Source organism: Streptomyces lienomycini (assembly GCF_027947595.1).
GTDB lineage: Bacteria > Actinomycetota > Actinomycetes > Streptomycetales > Streptomycetaceae > Streptomyces > Streptomyces lienomycini.
In genome coordinates, this window is the sequence record NZ_CP116257.1 from 4,554,225 (window position 1) to 4,574,703 (window position 20,479).

At 75.1% G+C, this 20,479-nt stretch carries 21 protein-coding genes; 13 read left to right on the forward strand and 8 right to left on the reverse strand.

What is annotated here, in order from left to right:
- Window positions 1–636: 636 nt before the first annotated feature.
- Both BJ961_RS20610 and BJ961_RS20615 read right to left on the reverse strand, forming a co-directional pair.
- Window positions 637–1,878, reverse strand: a complete 1,242-nt coding sequence (locus BJ961_RS20610) for a cytochrome P450 (protein ID WP_271414264.1) — start codon at window positions 1,876–1,878, stop codon at window positions 637–639.
- A gap of 117 nt (window positions 1,879–1,995) precedes the next feature.
- On the reverse strand, window positions 1,996–2,409 hold the full coding sequence (locus BJ961_RS20615; RefSeq protein WP_271414265.1) for an SRPBCC family protein: 414 nt from the start codon (window positions 2,407–2,409) through the stop codon (window positions 1,996–1,998).
- Window positions 2,410–2,575: 166 nt separating this feature from the next.
- Here BJ961_RS20615 and BJ961_RS20620 point away from each other — a divergent pair, with 166 nt between their 5' ends.
- A complete protein-coding gene (locus BJ961_RS20620; protein ID WP_271414266.1) occupies window positions 2,576–3,757 on the forward strand; it encodes a PP2C family protein-serine/threonine phosphatase in 1,182 nt (393 codons plus the stop codon).
- A 70-nt stretch (window positions 3,758–3,827) separates the two neighbouring features.
- Here BJ961_RS20620 and BJ961_RS20625 read toward each other — a convergent pair whose 3' ends face one another.
- On the reverse strand, window positions 3,828–4,139 hold the full coding sequence (locus BJ961_RS20625) for a hypothetical protein (RefSeq protein ID WP_271414267.1): 312 nt from the start codon (window positions 4,137–4,139) through the stop codon (window positions 3,828–3,830).
- A gap of 148 nt (window positions 4,140–4,287) precedes the next feature.
- Here BJ961_RS20625 and BJ961_RS20630 point away from each other — a divergent pair, with 148 nt between their 5' ends.
- From BJ961_RS20630 to BJ961_RS20640, 3 genes are read left to right on the forward strand one after another with little or no spacing between them, the layout of a single operon-like run.
- The gene (locus BJ961_RS20630) at window positions 4,288–4,998 is read left to right on the forward strand and encodes a nucleotidyltransferase domain-containing protein (RefSeq protein ID WP_271414268.1); all 711 of its coding nucleotides are present in this window, start codon (window positions 4,288–4,290) and stop codon (window positions 4,996–4,998) included.
- Complete coding sequence (locus BJ961_RS20635) at window positions 4,995–5,300, forward strand: BON domain-containing protein (RefSeq protein WP_271414269.1); 306 nt, start codon at window positions 4,995–4,997, stop codon at window positions 5,298–5,300. Before BJ961_RS20630 ends, BJ961_RS20635 begins: the two co-directional genes overlap by 4 nt.
- 2 nt (window positions 5,301–5,302) lie before the next feature.
- Entirely contained in the window at window positions 5,303–6,025 is a 723-nt protein-coding gene (locus tag BJ961_RS20640) for a metallophosphoesterase family protein (RefSeq protein ID WP_271414270.1), read from the forward strand.
- A 39-nt stretch (window positions 6,026–6,064) separates the two neighbouring features.
- On the opposite strand, the gene BJ961_RS20645 is transcribed toward BJ961_RS20640, so the two are convergent.
- Window positions 6,065–6,709: a GNAT family N-acetyltransferase gene (locus tag BJ961_RS20645; RefSeq protein ID WP_271414271.1), complete on the reverse strand. Its 645-nt coding sequence runs from the start codon at window positions 6,707–6,709 to the stop codon at window positions 6,065–6,067.
- Between the two features lie 141 nt (window positions 6,710–6,850).
- On the opposite strand from BJ961_RS20645, the gene BJ961_RS20650 reads away from it, so the two are divergent.
- From BJ961_RS20650 to BJ961_RS20665, 4 genes are all read left to right on the forward strand, one after another.
- Window positions 6,851–9,343, forward strand: a complete 2,493-nt coding sequence (locus BJ961_RS20650; protein WP_271414272.1) for a molybdopterin-dependent oxidoreductase — start codon at window positions 6,851–6,853, stop codon at window positions 9,341–9,343.
- On the forward strand, window positions 9,340–9,831 hold the full coding sequence (locus tag BJ961_RS20655) for a hypothetical protein (protein WP_271414273.1): 492 nt from the start codon (window positions 9,340–9,342) through the stop codon (window positions 9,829–9,831). The genes BJ961_RS20650 and BJ961_RS20655 overlap by 4 nt, the downstream gene beginning before the upstream one ends.
- A gap of 143 nt (window positions 9,832–9,974) precedes the next feature.
- A complete protein-coding gene (locus tag BJ961_RS20660; protein ID WP_271414274.1) occupies window positions 9,975–10,508 on the forward strand; it encodes a DoxX family protein in 534 nt (177 codons plus the stop codon).
- 97 nt (window positions 10,509–10,605) lie between these two features.
- On the forward strand, window positions 10,606–11,169 hold the full coding sequence (locus BJ961_RS20665) for a hemerythrin domain-containing protein (RefSeq protein WP_271414275.1): 564 nt from the start codon (window positions 10,606–10,608) through the stop codon (window positions 11,167–11,169).
- 89 nt (window positions 11,170–11,258) lie between these two features.
- Here the strand turns inward: BJ961_RS20665 and BJ961_RS20670 are convergent, their stop codons facing one another.
- Window positions 11,259–12,296 carry an NAD-dependent epimerase/dehydratase family protein gene (locus BJ961_RS20670; protein ID WP_271414276.1) on the reverse strand — a complete coding sequence of 346 codons (1,038 nt, stop codon included), beginning with the start codon at window positions 12,294–12,296 and terminating at the stop codon, window positions 11,259–11,261.
- Window positions 12,297–12,805: 509 nt separating this feature from the next.
- Between BJ961_RS20670 and BJ961_RS20675 the strand changes: the two genes are divergently transcribed.
- Window positions 12,806–14,026 carry an MFS transporter gene (locus BJ961_RS20675; RefSeq protein ID WP_381161378.1) on the forward strand — a complete coding sequence of 407 codons (1,221 nt, stop codon included), beginning with the start codon at window positions 12,806–12,808 and terminating at the stop codon, window positions 14,024–14,026.
- A 41-nt stretch (window positions 14,027–14,067) separates the two neighbouring features.
- Here BJ961_RS20675 and BJ961_RS20680 read toward each other — a convergent pair whose 3' ends face one another.
- Window positions 14,068–14,595: a hypothetical protein gene (locus BJ961_RS20680; RefSeq protein ID WP_271414278.1), complete on the reverse strand. Its 528-nt coding sequence runs from the start codon at window positions 14,593–14,595 to the stop codon at window positions 14,068–14,070.
- A gap of 250 nt (window positions 14,596–14,845) precedes the next feature.
- Between BJ961_RS20680 and BJ961_RS20685 the strand changes: the two genes are divergently transcribed.
- Window positions 14,846–16,114, forward strand: coding sequence for an SLC13 family permease (locus BJ961_RS20685; protein ID WP_271417115.1), 1,269 nt, complete (start codon window positions 14,846–14,848; stop codon window positions 16,112–16,114).
- Between the two features lie 21 nt (window positions 16,115–16,135).
- On the opposite strand, the gene BJ961_RS20690 is transcribed toward BJ961_RS20685, so the two are convergent.
- Both BJ961_RS20690 and BJ961_RS20695 read right to left on the reverse strand, forming a co-directional pair.
- Entirely contained in the window at window positions 16,136–16,903 is a 768-nt protein-coding gene (locus BJ961_RS20690) for a maleylpyruvate isomerase family mycothiol-dependent enzyme (protein WP_271414279.1), read from the reverse strand.
- A gap of 63 nt (window positions 16,904–16,966) precedes the next feature.
- Window positions 16,967–17,290, reverse strand: a complete 324-nt coding sequence (locus BJ961_RS20695) for a hypothetical protein (RefSeq protein WP_271414280.1) — start codon at window positions 17,288–17,290, stop codon at window positions 16,967–16,969.
- Between the two features lie 744 nt (window positions 17,291–18,034).
- Here BJ961_RS20695 and BJ961_RS20700 point away from each other — a divergent pair.
- The 3 genes from BJ961_RS20700 (at window position 18,035) to BJ961_RS20710 (ending at window position 20,453) form a co-directional block, all read left to right on the forward strand.
- Window positions 18,035–18,904 carry a fructosamine kinase family protein gene (locus BJ961_RS20700; RefSeq protein WP_271414281.1) on the forward strand — a complete coding sequence of 290 codons (870 nt, stop codon included), beginning with the start codon at window positions 18,035–18,037 and terminating at the stop codon, window positions 18,902–18,904.
- Window positions 18,905–18,991: 87 nt separating this feature from the next.
- The gene (locus BJ961_RS20705; protein WP_271414282.1) at window positions 18,992–19,657 is read left to right on the forward strand and encodes a TetR/AcrR family transcriptional regulator; all 666 of its coding nucleotides are present in this window, start codon (window positions 18,992–18,994) and stop codon (window positions 19,655–19,657) included.
- Between the two features lie 10 nt (window positions 19,658–19,667).
- Entirely contained in the window at window positions 19,668–20,453 is a 786-nt protein-coding gene (locus BJ961_RS20710) for an SDR family NAD(P)-dependent oxidoreductase (protein ID WP_271414283.1), read from the forward strand.
- The last annotated feature ends 26 nt before the right edge of the window (window positions 20,454–20,479 follow it).

Below are 20,479 nucleotides of genomic sequence, written 5' to 3' on the forward strand. Positions count from 1 at the left end.
GGCCGACTCGGGGATCCCGGCCGCGGCGCGCCCTGCCGCCCCGGGCGCGGGAGGACTGCGCGCGGCGGGGCATGCCCGGCGTCTTCCCCCGCTCCACGTCCTGATACTGCGCCAACCGAGTGACCGTCAGGGAGCCGCCCTCCCGCTCCCGGGTTCCCGGCCCCTCACCCGGGGCCGGGAGTGAGGGCCGGCGCCGCCGTGCGGCAGAACGCCGTCCGCCCCGCCGCGGGCGCGGCGGGGCGGACGATTCGCGGACGGTCCGTCAGCACGGTGTGGTTGCCATCAGCTTCTCGAAAGAAGCCATGCAGTCCGGGCAGTGCCGCGCCCGTTCACCGTCGGATGCCTCCATACGTTCGCGGAGCTGCTGTCCGCAGAGTGTGGCCGCCGCCTGTTTGGCCAGCACGTGCCACACCAACGCTCCGCCCGCCTTCTCCGGGCCCACGCACATTTCGTACATGATCGGCCTCCCAGCCTGGACGCCGCTGACACCCTCAAGGAGACACCGGTTGGACCGTGACCAGTAGTGCGCGGGGTCCATTCGGGTGACGGCCACTTCGGCCGCCCGTGGCGGCCGCACACCCGCAGGGCTGCAAACGATCAGCCAACCGGCCGTGTGCGGGTGCGCGTGACGCGCCGTCAGGGCGCGCGTACGCCGGTGACGACGAAGCCGCTGCGCGGGCGGGTCGGCACACGGCGCAGCGGAATGCGCAGGTCCTGCTCGGGGACTGTGTACTCGAGGCGTGCCAACCGCACCGCCAGGGTCTCCAGCAGGCCGACGGTGATGCGCTCGCCGGGGCAGCGGTGGCCGTGGGCGGGGTCGCCGCCGCCCTGCGGGATCAGTTCGTCGGCGCCGGGGCTGCGGTCGAGGAAGCGCTCGGGCCGGAAGGTGTACGGGTCGCCCCAGAGTTCCTCGTCGTGGTGGTGTCCGTAGACGTCGAGCAGCAGGAGCCCGCCGGCCGGGACGGACTCGCCGTGCCAGGTCACCTCCGTGACGGTCCGTCCGCCGAGGAACGGGGCGAACGGGTAGAAGCGGCGCACCTCGTGTGCGAACGCCGTGGCGAAGGCGCCGTCGCCGGCACGCAGCCGCTCGCGGTGGGCCGGCCACCGGTGCAGGGCGTGGGCGGCGAAGGCCACGAACCAGCTCACGGCGGCGGTGGGGCGCAGGACGTTCAGCAGTTCCACCGCGGCCGTCCGGGTGTCCAGCGGGTGCTCCGGGGTGTCGCGGTGCCGGGCCACCGCCTCCAGCACGGAGTCCGCGGGCGCGGTGCGGGCGCCGGTCCTGACCTCCTCGATCAGGCGGGCCGTCCGGGTCTCCTGCCGGGTGCGGGCGCGGCGGGCCCGCAGGTGGCGCGGCCCCGGGGTGGCGAAGCCGTCGACCATCGCGACGAGGTCCCGCGCCAGGGACCGGGCGTCGACGGCGTCCGGCGGGATCCCCGCCCAGGCGCAGACCCCTCGGGTGAGCACGAGGCCCGCCTCGTCGAACAGCACGATCCGGGGCCGCTCGCTCCAGGTGCGCACGGCCTCGTCCCAGGCCGCGGCGACGTGCTCGGTGAGGCCGGCGACACGGTCGGGGTTCAGCAGCGGCAGGAACAGTTCCTTGCGGACGCGGTGGGCGTCGCCGTCGAGGGTGTGGACCGCGCCCTGCCCGAACAGGGTGTCCAGCACCGGTGCGGGTACGGCGCCGTGGCGCTGGACGTGTCCCTCGTCGTAGAAGAGCCGCACGGCCTGCGGGCCCCGCACGGCCAGCGCGGGCCTGCCGAGCAGCCGGGTGCGCACCACGGAGCCGGTGCTGTCGCGCATGCGGTTGGGCAGCCAGGCGTATCCCTCGGCGAGCAGTGCGGGGGTGCGGTCCGTCAACGGGCGGCGGTGAGCGTCCATGGCGGGTGGGTGCCCCGGCGCGGCGGGCGGACACCCGGGCCGGGACCACGTGGGCTCCCGCGGGCCCCGCCCCCGTCGGTTCGGTGCGGGTGCGCGGGGGGTGGCCCGTCGGCCTCGTCAGCCGGCCGCGTTGTCGGTGCGCATCCTCACCTGTTCCTCCAGGCGTCGCAGGCTGCCGTCGAGGGCGTCGTCCACCGTCCGGCGGCCGGGGTCGTGGCTGTCGTCGAGGAACGACAGGTGCACCGTGACCTCGCTGGCCCCGCTGTCGAGTCCGGCGACCTGCAGCCAGCCGGCGTAGCTGCCCTGCTCTCGGGTGCCCCATTCGAGCCGCATCTGCTCGGGGCGGGCGCTCAGCAGGGCCGAGGTGTCCTGGTCGGTGCGGTCCTCGTGCACGGTGACGGCGGGCGGTTCCTCCGGCTCGACGTGCAGGTCGCGGGGCAGCCAGGTGTCCAGTTGCCCCACGTTGGCGGCCTGGTCGAAGACCTGCTCGGGGTGGGCGGGCATGGTGCGGGAACGCTCGTACTCGGTCATGCGGCACCACTCCTCGGCGCTCGGGGTCGTACGTGTGACGCGTGCCCCTTCTGCCGGGACCGAAGCGCCCGCGGGTGAGCGGCCCGACGGGCGGGGCACGGGGCCCGGTGCCAGACTGCTGGGCACCTCCCCCCGCCGCGGCGGGGTCCCGACGAGAGGAGACGAGGTGTCCACGTCGGACCCGGACGGCGCGGCGCTGTGGCGGTTCCTCGCCGACCCGGCCCACCTCACCATGGACCTGCGCACCGCCGCCGCCCACGCCGCCAGGGCGCTGGGGCTGCGGCACGCCGTCGTCTACCTCGTCGACCTCCAGCAGCGCCGCCTCGTCCCCCAGACGGCCGTCGCACCGCCGGTCGCGGTCGACGGGTCGCTGGCGGGATGGGCGTACCGCACCCAGTCGCTGCGGGTGGAGGAGTCCGGGACGGGCTCCGTCACCGCCTGGTTCCCGCTGCTGGACGGTGCGGAGCGGCTCGGCGTGCTGGCCGTGACCGATACCGCCCTGACCGCTTCCACGCTGACCCGGGGCCGGGCGCTCGCCTCGCTGCTCGCCATGGTGATCACGTCCAAGCGGCTCTACGAGGACTCCTTCGTCCTGCGCACCCGCACGGAGCAGATGCGGCTGCCCGCCGAGATGCTCCGTGCCCTGCTGCCGCCGCGCACGATCGGCAACGGCCACGTCGTGTCGACGGCCGTGCTGGAACCGGCGTACGAGATCGGCGGCGACGCCTTCGACCACTCGCTCACCGACACGACCCTGCACGTGGCGGTCCTGGACGCCATGGGGCACGACCTGGCCTCCGGCCTGACCAGCACCGTCTCCCTGGCGGCCTGCCGCAACGCCCGCCGCAACGGCTACGACCTGCCCGAGCTGGTGCGGAGTGTGGACGAGGCGCTGTCCCGCTGGCTGCCGGAGCAGTTCTGCACGGCGGTCGTCGCACGGCTCGACCTGGTCACCGGGGTGCTGCACTGGGCCAACTGCGGGCATCCCGCGCCGATCCTGATCCGCGACGAGCGGCTGATCATCTACGCCATGGAGCGCGACGCCGACCCGCCCATGGGCATGCCGTCCCTGCTCACCTCGCGACCGCGCCGGACGCACGAGATCCCACTGCAGCCGGGCGACCGGGTGCTGATGTACACCGACGGTGTCGTGGAGGCGCGGACCCGGGAGGCGAAGCTGCTGGGATTGGAGCGCTTCGCCGACTACGTCATCCGGGCCACGGCCGGCGGGGAGCTGGCGCCCGAGTCGCTGCGCCGGCTGATCCACTCGATCCTGGCCGCGCAGGAGGGCCGGCTGCGGGACGACGCGACGCTGCTGATGTTCGAGTGGCGGCCGCCCGCCGGCTGACGGCCGCCCGACGCCTGACGGCCTATGCGCCGTTCGGCCGTCCCCGCCCCGGTCCCGCGCCCCGGGCGTGTCACACGGGGTGCCCCCGCGCCCGCAGCCAGGCGTGCACGGTGTCCTTGTCCGACGGTGTGATCCGGACGGGGCCCGCCACGTACGGGCCCTCGTCCTCGGTGAAGCCGGTGTCCGTGACCCGTGCGGTGACCCAGGTGGCCAGGTTCTGGGCGGCCTGTCCGGACAACGCGTCCCGCTCCCACCCGGCACGCGCCTCGTCGGCGGCCGCCGGGTCGTGCCGTCCGGTCTCCGCCAGCCACGCCGCCACCAGCCGTTCCACGGTCCGGCGGTCCTCGGGGCCGGTCCCCTGTCGCATCCGCTTGTCGCTCATGCCGCCCGAGTGCCCGCGATCCCCGCGCGCCACCTCGCCACGGGCCGCGGTGTCGGCCGTTCGGCCCCGGGTACCCGGACACGGCGGGGAGGGCCGGTCCGTTCCGGTCCGCCGAAGCCGAAGGCGACAGCCCGGGAAGGGGAGACCGATGAGGCAGCCCGCCGACGATCACGCCGGCGACCGGCGTGGCGGCGTGTCCGAGCTGCGCCCCGCCGCGGGGGACCGCGCGAACGCCCCGCGGAGCCGGGCCCCGCACGAGGACCTCCCGCTCGACCGCAACCAGGCGATCCTCCAGGCGGCCAAGCAGGTGGGCTCGACGCTCAAGAGGGCGGAGCATCCGTTCGCGCTGGCCGGCAGTGTCGCGGTGTACGCGCACGGCGGCACCCAGAACCTCCAGCACGACGTCGACTTCTGCATCCGGCCCGAGGACGCGGACGCCGTCGCCGCGACCCTGCGGGGAGCGGGGCTGACGGTGTACACGCCGCCCGAGGACTGGCTGCTGAAGGCGGACTGCCTGGGGCAGCAGGTCGACCTCATCTTCGAGTTGGCGCACGAGCCCGTCACGGCGGAGCTGCTGGGGCGGGCCCGGGACCTGTCGGTCGACTCGGTGCTGATGCCGGTCCTGTCGCCGACCGATCTGCTGCGCGGTCTGCTGGCGGCCTTCTCGGAGCACCACTGCGACTTCGGTGCCGTGCTGCCGATCGCCCGCACCCTGCGCGAGAAGATCGACTGGGCCGCGCTGCGCCGCGACTGCGGCGACGCCCCGATGCCCGCCGCGTTCTTCTTCATTCTCGAACGGCTGGAGATCATCCCCCCGGCCGGTGCGCCGGCCACCGTCCCTCAGGAGGAGCGGCGATGAGCGACCCCGTCGGACACCAGGGCCCCGCGGCGAGCGGCCCCGCCCCCGCGGCCGGGGACCCGGAGAACGCGGAATACCGCGTGGCCCACCTGCAGGAGCGGCTGGCCGCCGAGGAACTCGGTGAACTCGGCGTACGGGCCGAGATCAGGGCCGGGACGGTCGCGGTCACCGGCACGGTGCCCTCGGCCCGGTGCCGCGAGACCGTGCTGCGCGTCGCGCGCGAGGAACTGGCCGGGCTGACCGTGCACACCGACGTCGTGGTGGCGCAGACCACCCGGCCCGACCATGCGGAGGAGCTGTGACGATGCGCGTCGCCGCCGTCGGGGACATCCACATGGGGCCCGACGGCGAAGGGTTGCTGCGGCCCGCGTTCGAGACCCTGCCCGACTGTGCCGACCTGCTGCTCCTGGCCGGGGACCTCACCCGCCACGGCACCCCCGAGGAGGCGCGGGTGGTCGCCCGTGAGGTGGGCGGCCTGCCGGTGCCGGTGGTGGCGGTGCTCGGCAACCACGACCACCACGACGAACAGCCCGAGAAGGTCACCGCCATCCTCCGGGACGCCGGGGTGACGGTTCTGGAGGGCGAGGGAACCGTCGTGGACTGTGCCGGGCAACGGCTGGGCATCGCGGGCACCAAGGGGTTCGGCGGCGGGTTCGTCGGGCGCAGCGCGGGCGAGTTCGGTGAGCCGGTGATGAAGGAGTTCGTGCGCACCACGCGCCGCTCGGCGGACAGTCTGCACGCCGCGCTGAAGGAGCTGGACGAGGAGGGCTGCGCGGCGCGGGTGGCGTTGACCCACTTCTCCCCGGTCGCCGACACGCTCGCCGGGGAGCCGCCGGAGATCCATCCGTTCCTCGGCAGCTATCTGCTGGCGGAGGCGATCGACACGGCCGGCGCCGACCTGGCCGTCCACGGCCACGCCCACCTGGGTTCGGAGCACGGGATGACGGCCGGCGGCGTCCGGGTGCGCAATGTGGCGCAGCCGGTCATCCGCCGGGCCTTCAACGTCTACGAACTGGGCGCCGCCTGACTCTCGCTCCGCCCGCCGGGTGCGCCCCTCGGCCGCCCGTCAGGTCTGCCCCTGTCCCGTCTCCCGCGTCGTGCGCCCCAGGCAGGTGACGTCCGCCGGGTCGAGGCCCGCCGCGGCGACCTCGTGGAAGCCCAGCCGGTCGTAGAAGGCCCGGGCGGGCGTGTTGGCCGTCGCCATGACCAGGTGGACGGCGGGTACGCCGCGTTCGCGCAGGGCACGCCAGAAGGTCCGCATCAGGGCCCGGCCGTGGCCCTGTCCCTGGTGGTCGGGCAGCAGGTCGATGTGGAGGTGGGCCGGGTAGGCGGCCAACTCGGTCACGATCATGCGTTCCGGGTCGTGCAGCAGCCCGGCCATGACCTCGTCCGGGGTGGTGGGCGGGCCCGGTGGCGCCGGGTACCGGTCCGCGACCCGCGGCAGCCACTTCGCCCGGAACTCCTCGGCGAAGCGCGCGGTGTCCGCCGTGCCGAGGACGTAGCCGACCGCGCGGCCCTCGCCGTCGTCCAGCACGAAGGCCAGTCCGGGGTCCAGGTGGACGTAGGGTGCGGCGAAGACGGCGGGCAGGACGGTGGGGTCGGCGTACACGGGACGGCTGTCCCGGCCGTTGTGCGCGGTCCGGACGCAGATGTCGTCGAGGGCCGGGGCGTCGGCGGGGCGGTAGGGGCGTACGAACGCGGTCGCTGTCACCGCAGCATCCTGCCCGGCTGGGAGCGCTCCCACAAGTGTCCCGCTTCGACACCCGACGCCCGGGTACCCGGCGCCCCTCAGTGTGGCGGAGACATGGTGCGACGCGTACGCGGTGCGACGGATGTGGCTGGGAGGCCGGTGATGGAGGACACGACGGACCGGATCGCGAGGCCGTGGGGCGACCGGACGCCCTACGGACGGGGCGAGACCTGGCCCGCCCGGGTGGACACGTTCCTCGCGGACGGGGTGGACCCCGGGGCGGTGCAGCGATGGGTGCAGGCCGCGTCGATCCTGCACTCGGACGGCGACGCCATGGACATCGCGGTGGCCGACGGCCGGATGGTGGGCGTACGGGGCCGGGACGTGGACCGGGTCAACCGGGGCCGGCTGGGCCCCAAGGACCTGTTCGGCTGGCAGGCCAACGCCTCCCCGGACCGGTTGACCCGCCCGCTGGTACGGCGCGACGGGCGGCTGGTGGAGACGGACTGGGACACGGCGATGGACCTGGTGGCCACCCGCTCGCGCGAGTTGCTGGACGAGCGCGGGCCGGGCTCGATCGGCTTCTACACCTCCGGTCAGCTGTTCCTGGAGGAGTACTACACGCTCGCGGTCCTGGCCCGGGCCGGCATCGGTACCAACCACCTCGACGGCAACACCCGGCTGTGCACGTCCACGGCCGCGGAGGCGTTGAAGGAGACGTTCGGCTGCGACGGGCAGCCCGGCAGCTACGACGACTTCGACCACGCCGACGTGATCGCGCTGTTCGGCCACAACATCGCCGAGACCCAGCCCGTGCAGTGGATGCGGCTCCTCGACCGCTTGGAGGGGGCCGATCCGCCGCGCCTGCTGTGCGTGGACCCGCGTCCCACCCGCGTCGCCGCACACGCCGCCGTGCACCTCGCGCCGCGCGGCGGCACCAACGTCGCCCTGCTCAACGCGCTGCTGCACGAGACGATCCGGCACGAGCGGATCGACCGCGACTTCATCGCCGCGCACACCGTCGGCTTCGGGGAACTGGCCGCCCGGGTCGCCGACTGCACGCCGAAGTGGGCGGCGGAGATCTGCGACGTCCCCGCCGCCCGGATCGAGGAGGCGGCCGAACTCGTCGGTACCGCCGACGCGTTGGTCTCCACGGTCCTCCAGGGCGTCTACCAGTCCCACCAGGCCACCGCCGCCGCCGTCCAGGTCAACAACCTGCACCTGATCCGCGGCATGCTGGGCCGCCCCGGCGCCGGGCTCCTCCAGATGAACGGCCAGCCCACCGCCCAGAACACCCGCGAGTGCGGCGCCAACGGCGACCTGCCCGGGTTCCGCAACTGGCAGAACGACGCCCATGTCGCCGACCTGGCCCGGGTGTGGAACGTCGAGCCGGAGACCATCCCGCACTTCGCGCCGCCGACGCACGCGATGCAGATCTTCCGGTACGCCGAGCAGGGGTCGCTGCGGATGCTGTGGATCAGCGGCACCAACCCGGCCGTCTCGATGCCCGAGCTGTCCCGCATCCGCTCGGTCCTCTCGCAGGAGAGGCTGTTCACGGTCGTGCAGGACCTGTACCTGACGGAGACGGCGCGGCTCGCCGACGTGGTGCTGCCCGCCGCAACCTGGGGCGAGAAGACCGGCGCGCTCACCAACGCCGACCGCACGGTGCACCTGTCCCAGAAGGCGGTGGAACCGCCCGGCGAGGCCAGGCCGGACCTGGACATCTTCCTGGACTACGCGCGCCGGATGGACTTCCGGGACAAGGACGGCGGCCCGCTGATCACCTGGGACGGCCCCGAGCCGGCGTTCGAGGCGTGGAAGCGGTGCAGCGCGGGCCGACCCTGCGACTACACGGGCCTGTCCTACGCCAAGCTGCGCGACACCAGCGGCATCCAGTGGCCCTGCGACGAGCGGGCCCCCGAGGGCACCGCGCGGCTGTACACGGACGGCATCGCCTGGGCCGGCCCGGACGTGTGCGAGAGCTACGGCAAGGATTTGGAGACCGGGGCGTCGCAGGAGGTCGTGGAGTACCGCTCCCTCAATCCGGACGGCAGAGCGATGCTGAAGGCCGCCGCCTACCTGCCGCCGCACGAGGAACCGGACGAGGAGTACCCGTTCCAACTCACCACGGGGCGCACGATCTACCACTTCCACACCCGCACGAAGACCGGTCGGGCGCCCCAGCTCAACGACGCCGCCCCGGACGTGTGGGTGGAGATCTCGACCCGGGACGCGGAGCGGCTCGGCCTCGGCGAGGGCGACCTGGTGGAGGTGACCGGCAGGCGCGGCGCCCTGCGCGGGCGGCTGCGGGTGACGGGCATCCGGGCGGGGCTGCTGTTCGTGCCCTTCCACTACGGCTACTGGGACACCGAGGGCGGGTCCGGGCCGGGCCCGGACACCCCCGGCCGGGCCGCCAACGAGACGATCGTCACCGACTGGGACCCTGCCTCCAAGCAGCCGCTGTTCAAGACGGCCACGGCCGCGCTCACCCTCGTGGAGCGCGGGGACGGCCGGCCGTCCCCGGCACCGACCACCACCGCGTCGGCACCCGCCACCACCGGGACCGTCCGGCCCACCTCGGGCGGACCGGCGGCGCGCACGACGGAGCAGGAACCCAGCGAGTTCCCGCACGCCCACGAGGAAGGCGCCCAGTGAACGGCATCACCCTGACCCTGCGCACCCTGCACCGCGGCGAACGGCGCCTGGCGCACGACCTGTTGACCGCCGCGGAGCGGCACCGCACCGAGCACGAGGTGCACCACGTCGCCACCGATCTGGCCCGCTGGTCGCGCGAGCACGTGCGGCGGCTCGCCGAGGCCGCCGCGGAGCGCGGCGCAAAGCTGGGCGACCCGCCGGAGCACTCCTCGGACGGGATCTCCGCGACGCTGCGCGAGAAGGCGTCCGAGGCGGTCGTGCACCGGCCGGAGCCGGGCCTGCTCCTCCTGCGCGACCTGCGGGACCTGCACGTCGCCGCGGCGGAGAACTCCCTCTACTGGGAGATGCTGGCGCAGGCCGCCCAGGCGTCGAGGGACAGCGCGCTGCTGGCGCTCGCCTCCTCCTGTCACCCGCGGACACTGCGCCAGATGCGCTGGACCAACACCATGATCAAGAACCTCTCGCCACAGCTTCTCACCAGCCTGTGACCTGCGCTTTCCCGGCCGGGTGCGATGCCGGCCGGGTCCGGTGCGGCACCGGCCGCCGAATGGCGCCCGCCGGTCCGGGCACCTGATGATCCCAGTGGGATCCACCACCCTTCGACACCCCATGGAGAGAGCGAGACAGCGTCATGAGTCTTCTGCGTTTGGCCGGCCGCCCGATGCTTGCCTCGATGTTCGTCGCGGGCGGCCTGCAGTCGCTGCGCAGGCCCGAGGACGTGGCCCCCGTGGCCGAGCCGATCGTGCGGCCGGTGGCCGACCGCGTGCCGGTGCTGCCGGACCGCACCGAGCAACTCGTACGGCTCAACGGCGCCGTTCACGTGGTGGGCGGGGTCATGCTCGGGCTCGGCCGCTGTCCCCGGCTGGCCGCGGTGGCCCTCGCGGCGACGCTGGTCCCGACCACACTGGCGGCGCACCGGTACTGGGACGCGAAGGACCCGTCCGACCGTGCCCAGCAGCGCATCCACTTCCTGAAGAACCTGTCGATGATGGGCGGTCTGCTCATCGCGGCCGACGACACGGGCAGCGCGCCGTCGTTGCTGTGGCGCGGCCGGCACGCCGCCCAGGACCTCAGGCACGACGCCCATCTGGTGCAGCGCTCCGTCCGGGCCGCGGCGCGTCCCGCGGTACGGGCGGGCGGCATCCGGGCCAGGCTCTGCGTCTGAACCGGCGTTAGCCCGCCGCGTGCTGGGGGACCCGATCGCTTCGACGCACCCGTGGCGGGTCGGTCCCGCGACCGCCACGAACGAGCTGGAGGTGGGCATGGGACACGGAGGAAACGTCATCGACGAGCTGACGACCGATCATCGTGAGGTCGAGGAGCTCTTCGGCAGGATCGAGGCGCTGCCGTCCGGTCACAAGGACCGCAAGACGTACGCCGACCAGGCCACGATCGAACTGGTCCGGCACTCGGTGGCGGAGGAGGCGTACCTGTACCCGGCCGTCCGTGAGCACGTGGACGGCGGGGAGGCCCTCGCGGACAAGGAGCTGGAGGACCACGCCGGGGCCGAGCAGATCATGAAGGACCTGGAGGGCTGCGCGGCGGACGACGCGGAGTTCGACCGGTTGATCGGCAAGCTGATGAGCGAGATCCGGGAGCACGTCGCCGACGAGGAGGGCAACCTCTTCCCCAGGCTTCGCGACGCGTGTCCGGCCAAGGCCCTGGACGAACTGGGCGACAAGGTGCGTCAGGCGAAGAAGACGGCGCCGACGCGGCCGCACCCGTCCACCCCGGACAAGCCCCCGATGAACAAACTCCTCGCCCCCGGGGCGGGCATGGTCGACCGGGTGCGGGACGCGTTGTCGGGGCGGGGCAAGTCCGGCTGAACGCCGCCGCCGGTGCGGCGTGTGAGGGGCCCGCCGCGGCGGGCCCCTCACACGCCGCACTCGCACGCCGTACCGGGCGAGGAGCGCGCTCACGCCCACCACTCCCCCGTCCGTTCGGCCGTCGTCCGCCCCGTCGGCGCCGCCGGGAACGGGTCGGACCCGCCCCGGAAGGCGGCGACGGTGCGTTCCAGGCCGTCCTGCCAGGTCACGCACGGCAGCCAGCCGAAGATCTCGCGGGCGAAGCCGGTGACCGGCCGGGGCTCGACGGCCCCGTCCGCCGTGTCCTCGACGAACTCCAGCGGCGAGTCGGAACCGGTCAGGGCGATCACCAGGCGGGCGATGTCCAGGGCCGTGGGTGCCTCGTCGCCGCCGAGGTCCACGGGGCGTACCGAACGGCCGGCCGCGACCAGCAGCACACCGTCGACCATGTCGGAGACGTAGCACAGGGGATGCCTGCGGCCGCCGTCGCCGGTGACGGTGACCGGTCGGCCGGCCAGGGCCTGCTCGATGGCGGCGGCCGGCGGCCCCCCGCAGTCCGTCCGCATGCCGGGTCCGTAGGCGGTGAAGAGCCGGACGATCCCCGCGTTCGAGCCGTGGGCGCCCGCGTGCGCGGCGACCAGGGCCTCGGCGAACCGGGCGGCCTCGGCCCGGGCGCTGTGGGGGCGGACCGGGTCGGCGTCGTCCGGAGCGTCACCGTCGGGGGCGGGTCGCACCGGCGGCGAGGAGGCGAGCAGGAAGCGGGCGCCGTCCCGGCCGGCGACGGCCAGCGCGGCCCGGGTGCCGAGGCTGCCGGTGTCGAGGACCTCCACGGGCCGGTCCGGCCGGGCGGCCGGGGACGCCGGGCCCGCCAGGTGCAGGACCAGGTCGTAGGGGCCGGTGAGCGCGTCCGCGCACCCGGGTTCGGAGATGTCCCGCTCCAGGAAGCGGAAGCCGGGACGGCCGGACAGGTGGGCCACCCTCTCGGCCCGCCCCGTGGACAGGTTGTCCAGGCAGTCGACCCCGGCACCCGCGTCGAGCAGCCGGGTGCACAGGTGGGAGCCGAGGAACCCGGCACCGCCGGTCACCAGGACCCGGTCCCAGGGCCCGCGGGACTCCCCCCGCGGGCTGAACGCCGCCATCGGCATCATGAGGACGCCCTTTCTCCCTCGGCGAGGCGCTGACGAGCACCGACGCAACGCTGACGAGCGTGCCCCGAGTGCCCCACCGGGTCGTGCACATGCTCCGGCCGCCCGCCGTGGCCCGCCGTCCGGCCGCCGTCCGGAGCCCGCGCGAGGTCACCCTCTGTGGCCGTCGTCACGGCCGGCGGGCCCCGCACGCCGACCCCGGGGCCTGTGATCAAGCACACTCGGTGCGCCAAGTACGCCGAACTGGACGGCGTTTGGCTCCTCCCGACGGTCGGCCGGGGCACGGAACGGCGACGACTCGCCAGTCCCTTCTGCCACGATGGTCGGCGCCGTGTACGGCTCAGTGGAACGACCGCGCAGCGCAGCCGGCCTCCTCGTTCCCTCCCGTTTCCCTCCGGGTCCCGCGACCCGCCGTCGAGTGGCGCCCTGTGTCTTCTTCCTCCGTCTCCGCCCCGCCCCCCGCCGCCGCGCCGGCCGACCGCTCGCCGTGGCGGTCCCTGCGACACCGCAGCATGCGCTGGTGGTCGGTCGCGAACTTCGTGTCGAACGCCGGTACGTGGATGCAGCTCACCGTGCAGAACCTGCTGGTGCTGCAGATCACCGGGTCGGCCGCGGCGACGGGCCTGTCCATGTCCGTCCAGGCCGCGCCCGCGCTGCTGATCAGCGTGTTCGGCGGTGCCGCGGTCGACCGCTGGCCGCGCAGACTGACCGCGGCGGTCAGCCAGGCGCTGCTCGGCACGGTCGCGTTCGTGACCGCGCTCATGGTGGCGCTGGACCGGCTCGACGTGACCTCCCTGATGGTGCTGGCCGCCGTCACCGGCGTCATCGCCACCGTCGACGGCCCGGCCTGCTCCCTGCTGGGCAACGACCTCGTCCCGCCCGAGGACGTGCCCTCCGCGATCGGGGTGGGCGCGCTGGTGCACCAGGCGGGCCGGCTGACGGGCGCCGCGCTGGCCGGGGTGACGGTCGGCTTCCTCGGCACGGCCGCCGCGTACGCCGCCAACGGGCTGTCGTTCCTGTTCGTGGCGTCGGTCATCCCCTTCCTGCGCCCGGCGCGCGGCGCGGTCCGGCAGGCGGGGGCCGCGAAGGACCGCGGCACGAAGGACGCCATGAGCGTGCGCGAGGGGCTGGCCTTCTTCGCGCGCCGCCCCCGGCTGCTGGCGCTGGCCGGTGTCACCGGGGTGAGCGCGGTGTTCGGTCGCAACTACCAGCTGACCCTGGCGGTGCTCGTCACCGGGCCGCTGGCGGGCGGCGCCGGGTCGTTCGGCACCGTCTCCACGGTGCTGGCGGCCGGTGGCATCGTCGGTGCCGTCCTGGGCGCGCGGCTGCGCCGCCCCTCCGTGCGGGTGGTGGGCGCGCTGGCGGCGGCGGGCGGGCTGCTGCAGGTGGTGGCGGGCATGTCGCCGTCGCTGGCCGTCCTGCTGGTGATGGTGCTGCCGATGGCCGTCGTGGAGTCCGTCTCCGACACGGCCGGTACGGCGGTGCTGCAGACCGACCCGCCCGCGCACCTGCGGGGCCGGGTCCTCGGGGTGTGGGGCAGCATCGGCACGGTGTGGAGCCTGGGCGGACCACCCGCGCTGGGCCTCCTGATGGAGCTGGCCGGCGCGCGCGGCGCCCTGATCGCGGGCGGGCTGATCATCGCGGGCACCATCGGCGCGGGGCATCTCCTGCGCGAGCGCCGGGCGACGGTGCCGGGGGTGTCGCCGGTGGCGAACCTGGAGACGGCCGCCTGAACGCTCCGCTACCCGGGCCGGGGCGGGCCGGGCGGGGGATCTCAGGCGGCGAGGGCCCGGCCGGGACCCAGCAGCGTGACGAGTTGGGCGCGGTGCAGTGCGGCGACCGGCTCGGCGAGGTCCGGGTGGCGCAACAGGGCGGCGGCCCGGAGATCGGCCGCGTCGGGGGCGAGCAGGCGACGGAACTCCGCGGGCGTGCCGGTCGGCGAGCCGCCCCCGGCCGGCGCGGCCACGGCCGTCGCGGCGAGGTCCGGGTCGGTCAGCAGACAGGCCGCCCAGCTGGCGACGACCTCGTCCACCCAGGTCCGCCAGGCTTCCCCGGCCGGATCGGCACGGGCCGCGCCGTCCGCGCCGGTGATCCGGTCGAGCCGGTCGGAGCCCCCGGGGCCCACGACGCCCAGCAGCGCCACATCCATCGGGGTGGGGTGGCGCAGCCGGGCCGCGACCGTCACGGCCTGCCGGGCCTGCGCCTCGCACAGGGCGCCGGCCAGCGCGCCACCTGAGGCCGGGTAGGCGCGGGTGAGCCACTGGGCGGTCGCCGCGACGACGGGGGAGAGATCTTCGTGCACTGCCGGTCCGTCCGAACTGCTGGTCTTGGGGAGCACGGGTCCGTGAGAACGGTAGCCCGCGGCATGCCGCCCGGAACATGGCCCGGCTCTCCCGACCGGCGTGGCCTCGGCCACACCGCGGGCCCGGACTCCGTCCGACGGCGCCGTCGGACCGTCGTATGAACCCCGTCCTTACCCGGGGGTGCGACCCTGACCCTCGTTCGATGATCACCGGGCTCCCGCCCGGCACCACCGGTGTGGAGGAGCAGTCCTGAGTAGCACCGTCCTCTCCGAGGCCGTCCCCGTCGTCCTGCTGCTGGGGGTCCTGGCCTTCGCCGTGCTGCGCCCCCGGGGGCTGCCGGAGGCGGTGGCCGCCGTGCCCGCCGCCGTGCTCCTCGTGGCGCTCGGCATGGTCACCCCGCACCGGGCGTGGGAGGAGACGCGCACGCTGCTGCCCGTCGTCGTCTTCCTCGCGCTGGTGCTGATGCTGGCGTACCTGTGCGCGAAGGAGGGTCTGTTCGAGGCCGTCGGCGCGGCCGTGGCCCGTCGGTGCGGGGGCAGCCCGCGGCGGCTGCTGGCCGGGGTGTTCGCCGTCGCCTGCGCGGTCACGGCGGTGCTCAGTCTGGACGCCACCGCGGTCCTGCTCACTCCCGTGGTCCTCGCCACCGCCTCCCGTGCGGGCGCCCGGGCCCGCCCGCACGTGTACGCCACGGCGCATCTGGCGAACTCCGCCTCGCTGCTCCTGCCGGTCTCCAACCTGACGAACCTGCTGGCGTTCGCGGCCAGCGGGCTGAGCTTCACCCGGTTCGCCGCGCTGATGGCACTGCCGTGGCTGGCCGCGATCGCCGTCGAGTACGTGGTGTTCCGCCGCTTCTTCCGCGCCGACCTGGCCGAGCCGGTCTCCGCCGGTCCGGCGCCGACCGTTGCGGCCGCGCCGCCCGTGCCCCGTTTCACCGTGGTCGTCGTGGCCCTGACCCTGGCCGGGTTCGCCGTGTCCTCGCCGGCCGGGCTCGACCCGGCGTGGGCGGCGCTGGGCGGCGTCCTGGTGCTCGGGACTCGGGCCCTGGCCCGGCGCCATGTCGGGCCCCGGGAGCTGGTGGGCGCCGCCTCGCCGCTGTTCTGCCTGTTCGTACTGGCCCTGGGCGTCGTGGTGCAGGGCGTGGTGGCGGGCGGCCCGGCCGCCGGGCTCGGGCGGCTGCTGCCGGACGGGGACTCGCTGCCGGCGCTGCTCGCGGTGGCGGCGGTGGCGGCGGTGCTGGCCAACGTCGTCAACAACCTGCCGGCGGTACTCGCCCTGCTCCCCCTGGTCGCGCCCGCCGGACCGGGCCAGGTCCTCGCCGTGCTGATCGGCGTGAACCTGGGCCCGAACCTGACCTACGTGGGTTCGCTGGCGACACTGCTGTGGCGGCGCATCCTGCACCGGCACGGCATCGAGGTGGAGCTCGGCCGGTTCACCCTCCTGGGACTGCTCACCGTGCCCGCCACGGTGGCCGTGTCGACGCTGGCGCTGTGGGGGGCGCTGGGCCTCGTCGGCACCTGAGGCCCGCGACGCCGCCCGGGGTCACTCGGTCGCCACGGCGAGGCAGCGCCTCAGTTCCGCCACGGCTTCCGCGGGGCCCTCGACCATCACACCTCCGTCGCCGTCGGCGCCCGACCGGTTCCAGAGCCACCGCAGGACACCCTCCGGGGAGCCGCTCAGCGTGACGTCGGCCGTGCCGTCGCCCGCGCCGTCCCCGACGGCGAACTCTCCCGGGCCGGTCCGCACCCGCCACGCCCTGTGGTCGCCGGCCCGCACCAGGAACGTACGTCCCGGCGAGCCCTCCAGGATCCCGGTGAAGTAGTCGCCCCACTCGGCCACGGCGTACTCGGCGAAGATCTTCAGCAGTTCGTCGACCCCGTCCACGGCGAGGTCGTCCGGTACGGGGGAGACGGCGCGGCCGGTGGCGAGTTCGGCGTCGATGCGGTGGACGACGGTCTCCTGCGCCATCCGCCGGATCCAGAAGCCGACGCTCTGGTCGGGGCCGTACCAGGTGCCCGCCGGGTCCTCGGGGGCGCGGACGGCGAACTCGGCGCGCAGTGCGGTGTACCCCCGGTCCAGGAGCGCCGTCGGTGCCTCGTCGGCGAACTCCTTCGGCGGCCAGGGCTCGGGCTCGGCCCCGTCCCGCATGGCGGCGGTCTTGTGCAGGTAGACCTCGCCGACGTGGCGGGTCAGATCGGCGACGGTCCAGCCGGGGCAGGTCGGCACCGGGGTGTCGGCGTCGGTCTCGACGGCGGCCCGCAGACGGTCGTGGTCGGCGGCGAGGCAGTCGAGGAAGCGTTTGTACTCCATACCGACGAGACAAACACAGGTTCGAGGCCGGGGCGCGGTGTTTTCCGTGGCCTCCGTGTCCCGTCACCAGGCTCCGGTGGGGATCGCGGGACGGCGGACCGCTTCGGCCGCGTCCCGCAGGTGCAGGGCGACGGTGATCAGGGCGCGCAGCGCGGAGGGCCGCAGGCTCTGGGCACTCTCGGCCGCCAGCACCAGCAGGCACCCCGCGGCCTGCTCGACGACCGGGACGGAGAACGCGAAGTCGTCGCCGTCGGCCCCCCGGAAGGCACGCCAGGGTGTGGCGGCACCGTCGATGGCCTTGTGCACCGCCTGCTCGAGGTGCTGGGCGGCCTGCCGGCACACGGGGGCGGGCAGGGTGATCGTGCGATGGAAAGCTGAACTGGTCATAGTCCCACTGCTCCCCCGCCCCCGGGGTCTTCGATCGGCGCACCGGCCGTTTTTCACCGGGTCGGCGGCAGGCCCCGGCGGAACGGCAGGCCCGGCCAAGGCGGCAAGCCCGGCCAAGGCGGCAGGCCCGGGCAGGGCGGCAAGCCCGGGCGGAGCGGCAGGGCGGTAGGCCCGCGCGGGAAGCGGGCGGCGCCCCCGGGCCGGTCCGACCGCGCCACGCGCCTCCCCGACCGGGCACGGCACGCCTTCGGCCGGTGGCACGGCACGGGCCTCGACCGGTGGCACGGCACGGCCCCGCATGGCCACGACGGCACCCCTGACCGGTTGCGGGACACGCCCCCAACGGCCACAGCCAGCTCCCGAAACGGCCGCGCCGCATGCCCGGCCAGTGGCACGGCACGGCCCCGAACGGCCGCAACGGCCCCCGACCCCGCACGTGCACGCCCCAGCCCCCGCCCGCGCACGTCGACCGCGACACGGGACCTTCTCGCCGCGAGGTGGCCCGCCCCCGGTCACCCGCGGTACGTGCCCGGCCGGGGTCGGCGAGGCCCCGCCCGCCCACGACACGGACGGCCCAGTCGGCCGCGGCGTGCTTCGCCCCGACGTCGGCGACGCCCGCCCGGCCCGAGGGGCAGGGGGCGGCCGGGGTCGCGCACCGCGGGTGGCCGGGTCGGCCTCGGCAGGCGTCCTGGCGGCCGGGGTGTGGACCTGACGCGGCGGTGGTGTGGTCCTAGGCTCGTGGCCATGCGTTCCGACGCCTCGCCCTCGGCCGTCGCGGCCCGGTCCACCGGTCGGGCGGCGACCGGTGAGCGCCCGCTGTCCGGGGCGCTCACCGAGGTCGGCCTGGACGACGGCCGCACGGTGGTGGTCAAGGTCGCGGACGGGCCCGATGCGGCGCGGGCCGAGGCCGCGGGGCTGCGCTGGCTGGCCGACGCGGGCACGGTGCGGATTCCGGCGGTGCACGGCGTGGACGGGCGGCGGCTGGTGTCCGGGCGGGTGGCGCAGGGGCCCGCGGACGCCCGTGCGGCGCAACGGTTCGGCCGGGACCTGGCAGCGCTGCACGCCGCCGGGGCACCGGCGTTCGGTGCCGCGCCGCCCGGTGGGCCCGAGGAGGCGTACATCGGGCTCGCCCCGATGCGCAACGTCACCGGGCAGGACTGGCCGCGCTGGTACGCCGCGCACCGGGTACTGCCGTATCTGCGCCGCGCGGTCGACGCCGGCACCGTCCGGGCGGCCGAGGCGGACGTCGTCGAGCGGCTCTGCGAGCGGCTGCCCGAGCTGGCGGGGCCGGCGGAGCCACCCGCACGGCTGCACGGGGACCTGTGGAACGGCAACGTGCTGTGGGGCGCCGACGGGCACGTCCACCTGATCGACCCGGCCGCGCACGGCGGGCACCGGGAGACCGATCTGGCGATGCTGGCCCTCTTCGGCTGCCCCCACCTGGACCGGATTCTGGCGGGCTACCAGGAGGCGGCGCCGCTCGCCGACGGCTGGACGGACCGGGTCGGCGTGCACCAGCTCTTCCCACTGCTGGTGCACGCCGTACTGTTCGGGCGCGGCTACGCCGAGCAGGCCCTCATGGCGGCCCGGACGGCCCTGCGGCGCCTGGAGTGAGCGCCGTACGCCGGACCGCCACCCGACGGTCATGTCCCAGTGGGTCACATGTCCCATCGGGACATCAACGGGTGTACGCTCGGCAGCATGACGGCAACGAAGCCCTCCCCCGCCACCGAGGACCGGCGGCAGCGCAAGGCGCGGCAGACCCGCGACGCGCTGGCCACCGCCGCCTGCGACCTGATCCTGGAGCGCGGGTCGGCGGCGACCACGGTGGAGGCGATCGCCGAGCGCGCGGACGTCACGCGCCGGACGTTCAGCCGGCACTTCGCCGGCAAGGAGGACGCGGCGCTCGACTTCGTCCGCCGCGACGGCGACCGGATCAACGCGCTGCTGCGGGCCCGCCCCGCCGCGGAGCCGCCCCTGCTCGCCTACCGCAGGGCCGTGCGGGACTGGCTGACCGACCGCGAGGACCCGGCCTGGCACGTGCGTCCCCGGATGCGCCGCCTGATGGCGCTGGCCGACACCGAGCCCGAGCTGTTCGCCGCCTACCAGCGCATCCGGGTCGACGCCCAGGAGGAGTCGATCCGCATCGTCGCCGGCCGGCTCGGCGGCGACGACGCCCGGGACGTGCGCCCGGCCGCCGTCGTCGACGCCGCCGCCGGAGTCCTGATCGCCGCCCTGCGCCTGTGGGCGCGCGGCGCCGAGCGGGACTCGGGAGCCGCAGACCTCGCCGCCCTCGTGGAGCGGGCCTACGACGCCCTGACCTCGGAGGCCGCGGCCGCGACCCCCGACAGCACCACCGAAGAGTGAGAACAGCACCATGAGCACCACCGCAACCACCCCCACCGAGTACGCCGCCGAGTTCACCGGTCGCACCGCCCTCGTCACCGGCGCCGCCTCCGGCATCGGCCTGGCCACCGCCCGCCGGCTCGGCGCCGGCGGCGCGCGGGTCGTCGTCGCCGACTACAACGCCGAGGGCGCCGAGAAGGCCGCCGCCGAGCTGAGGGCCGCGGGCGTCGAGGCCGCCGCCGTCGAGCTGGACGTGACCCGCCCGGAGTCCGTCGAGGCGGCCGTGAGGTTCACCGTCGACACGTACGGCGGCCTGGACCTCGCCGTGAACAACGCCGGCATCGGCGGCCCCAGCGCCCCGACCGGCGAGTACGACGTGGAGGCCTACCAGCGCGTCGTGCACACCAACCTCGACGGCGTCTTCTACTCGATGCGCTACGAGCTGCCCGCCGTCCTGGCCGGCGGCCGGGGCGGCTCGATCGTCAACGTCGCCTCCATCCTCGGCTCGGTCGGCTTCGCTGGCTCCCCCGCCTACGTCGCCGCCAAGCACGGCGTGGTCGGGCTGACCAAGGCGGCCGCCGCCGAGTACGCCGCCCAGGGCGTCCGGATCAACGCGGTCGGCCCGGGCTTCATCGACACCCCGCTGCTGAAGACCATGGACGAGGCCGCCTACCAGGGCCTGGTCGCCCTGCACCCGGCCGGTCGCCTCGGACGGTCCGAGGAGGTCGCCGAGCTGATCGCCTTCCTGCTGTCGGACCGGGCGTCCTTCGTCGCCGGCAGCTACCACCTGGTCGACGGCGCCTACACCGCCGTCTGAGCACCGGTCATCCACCCCGGGGGGAC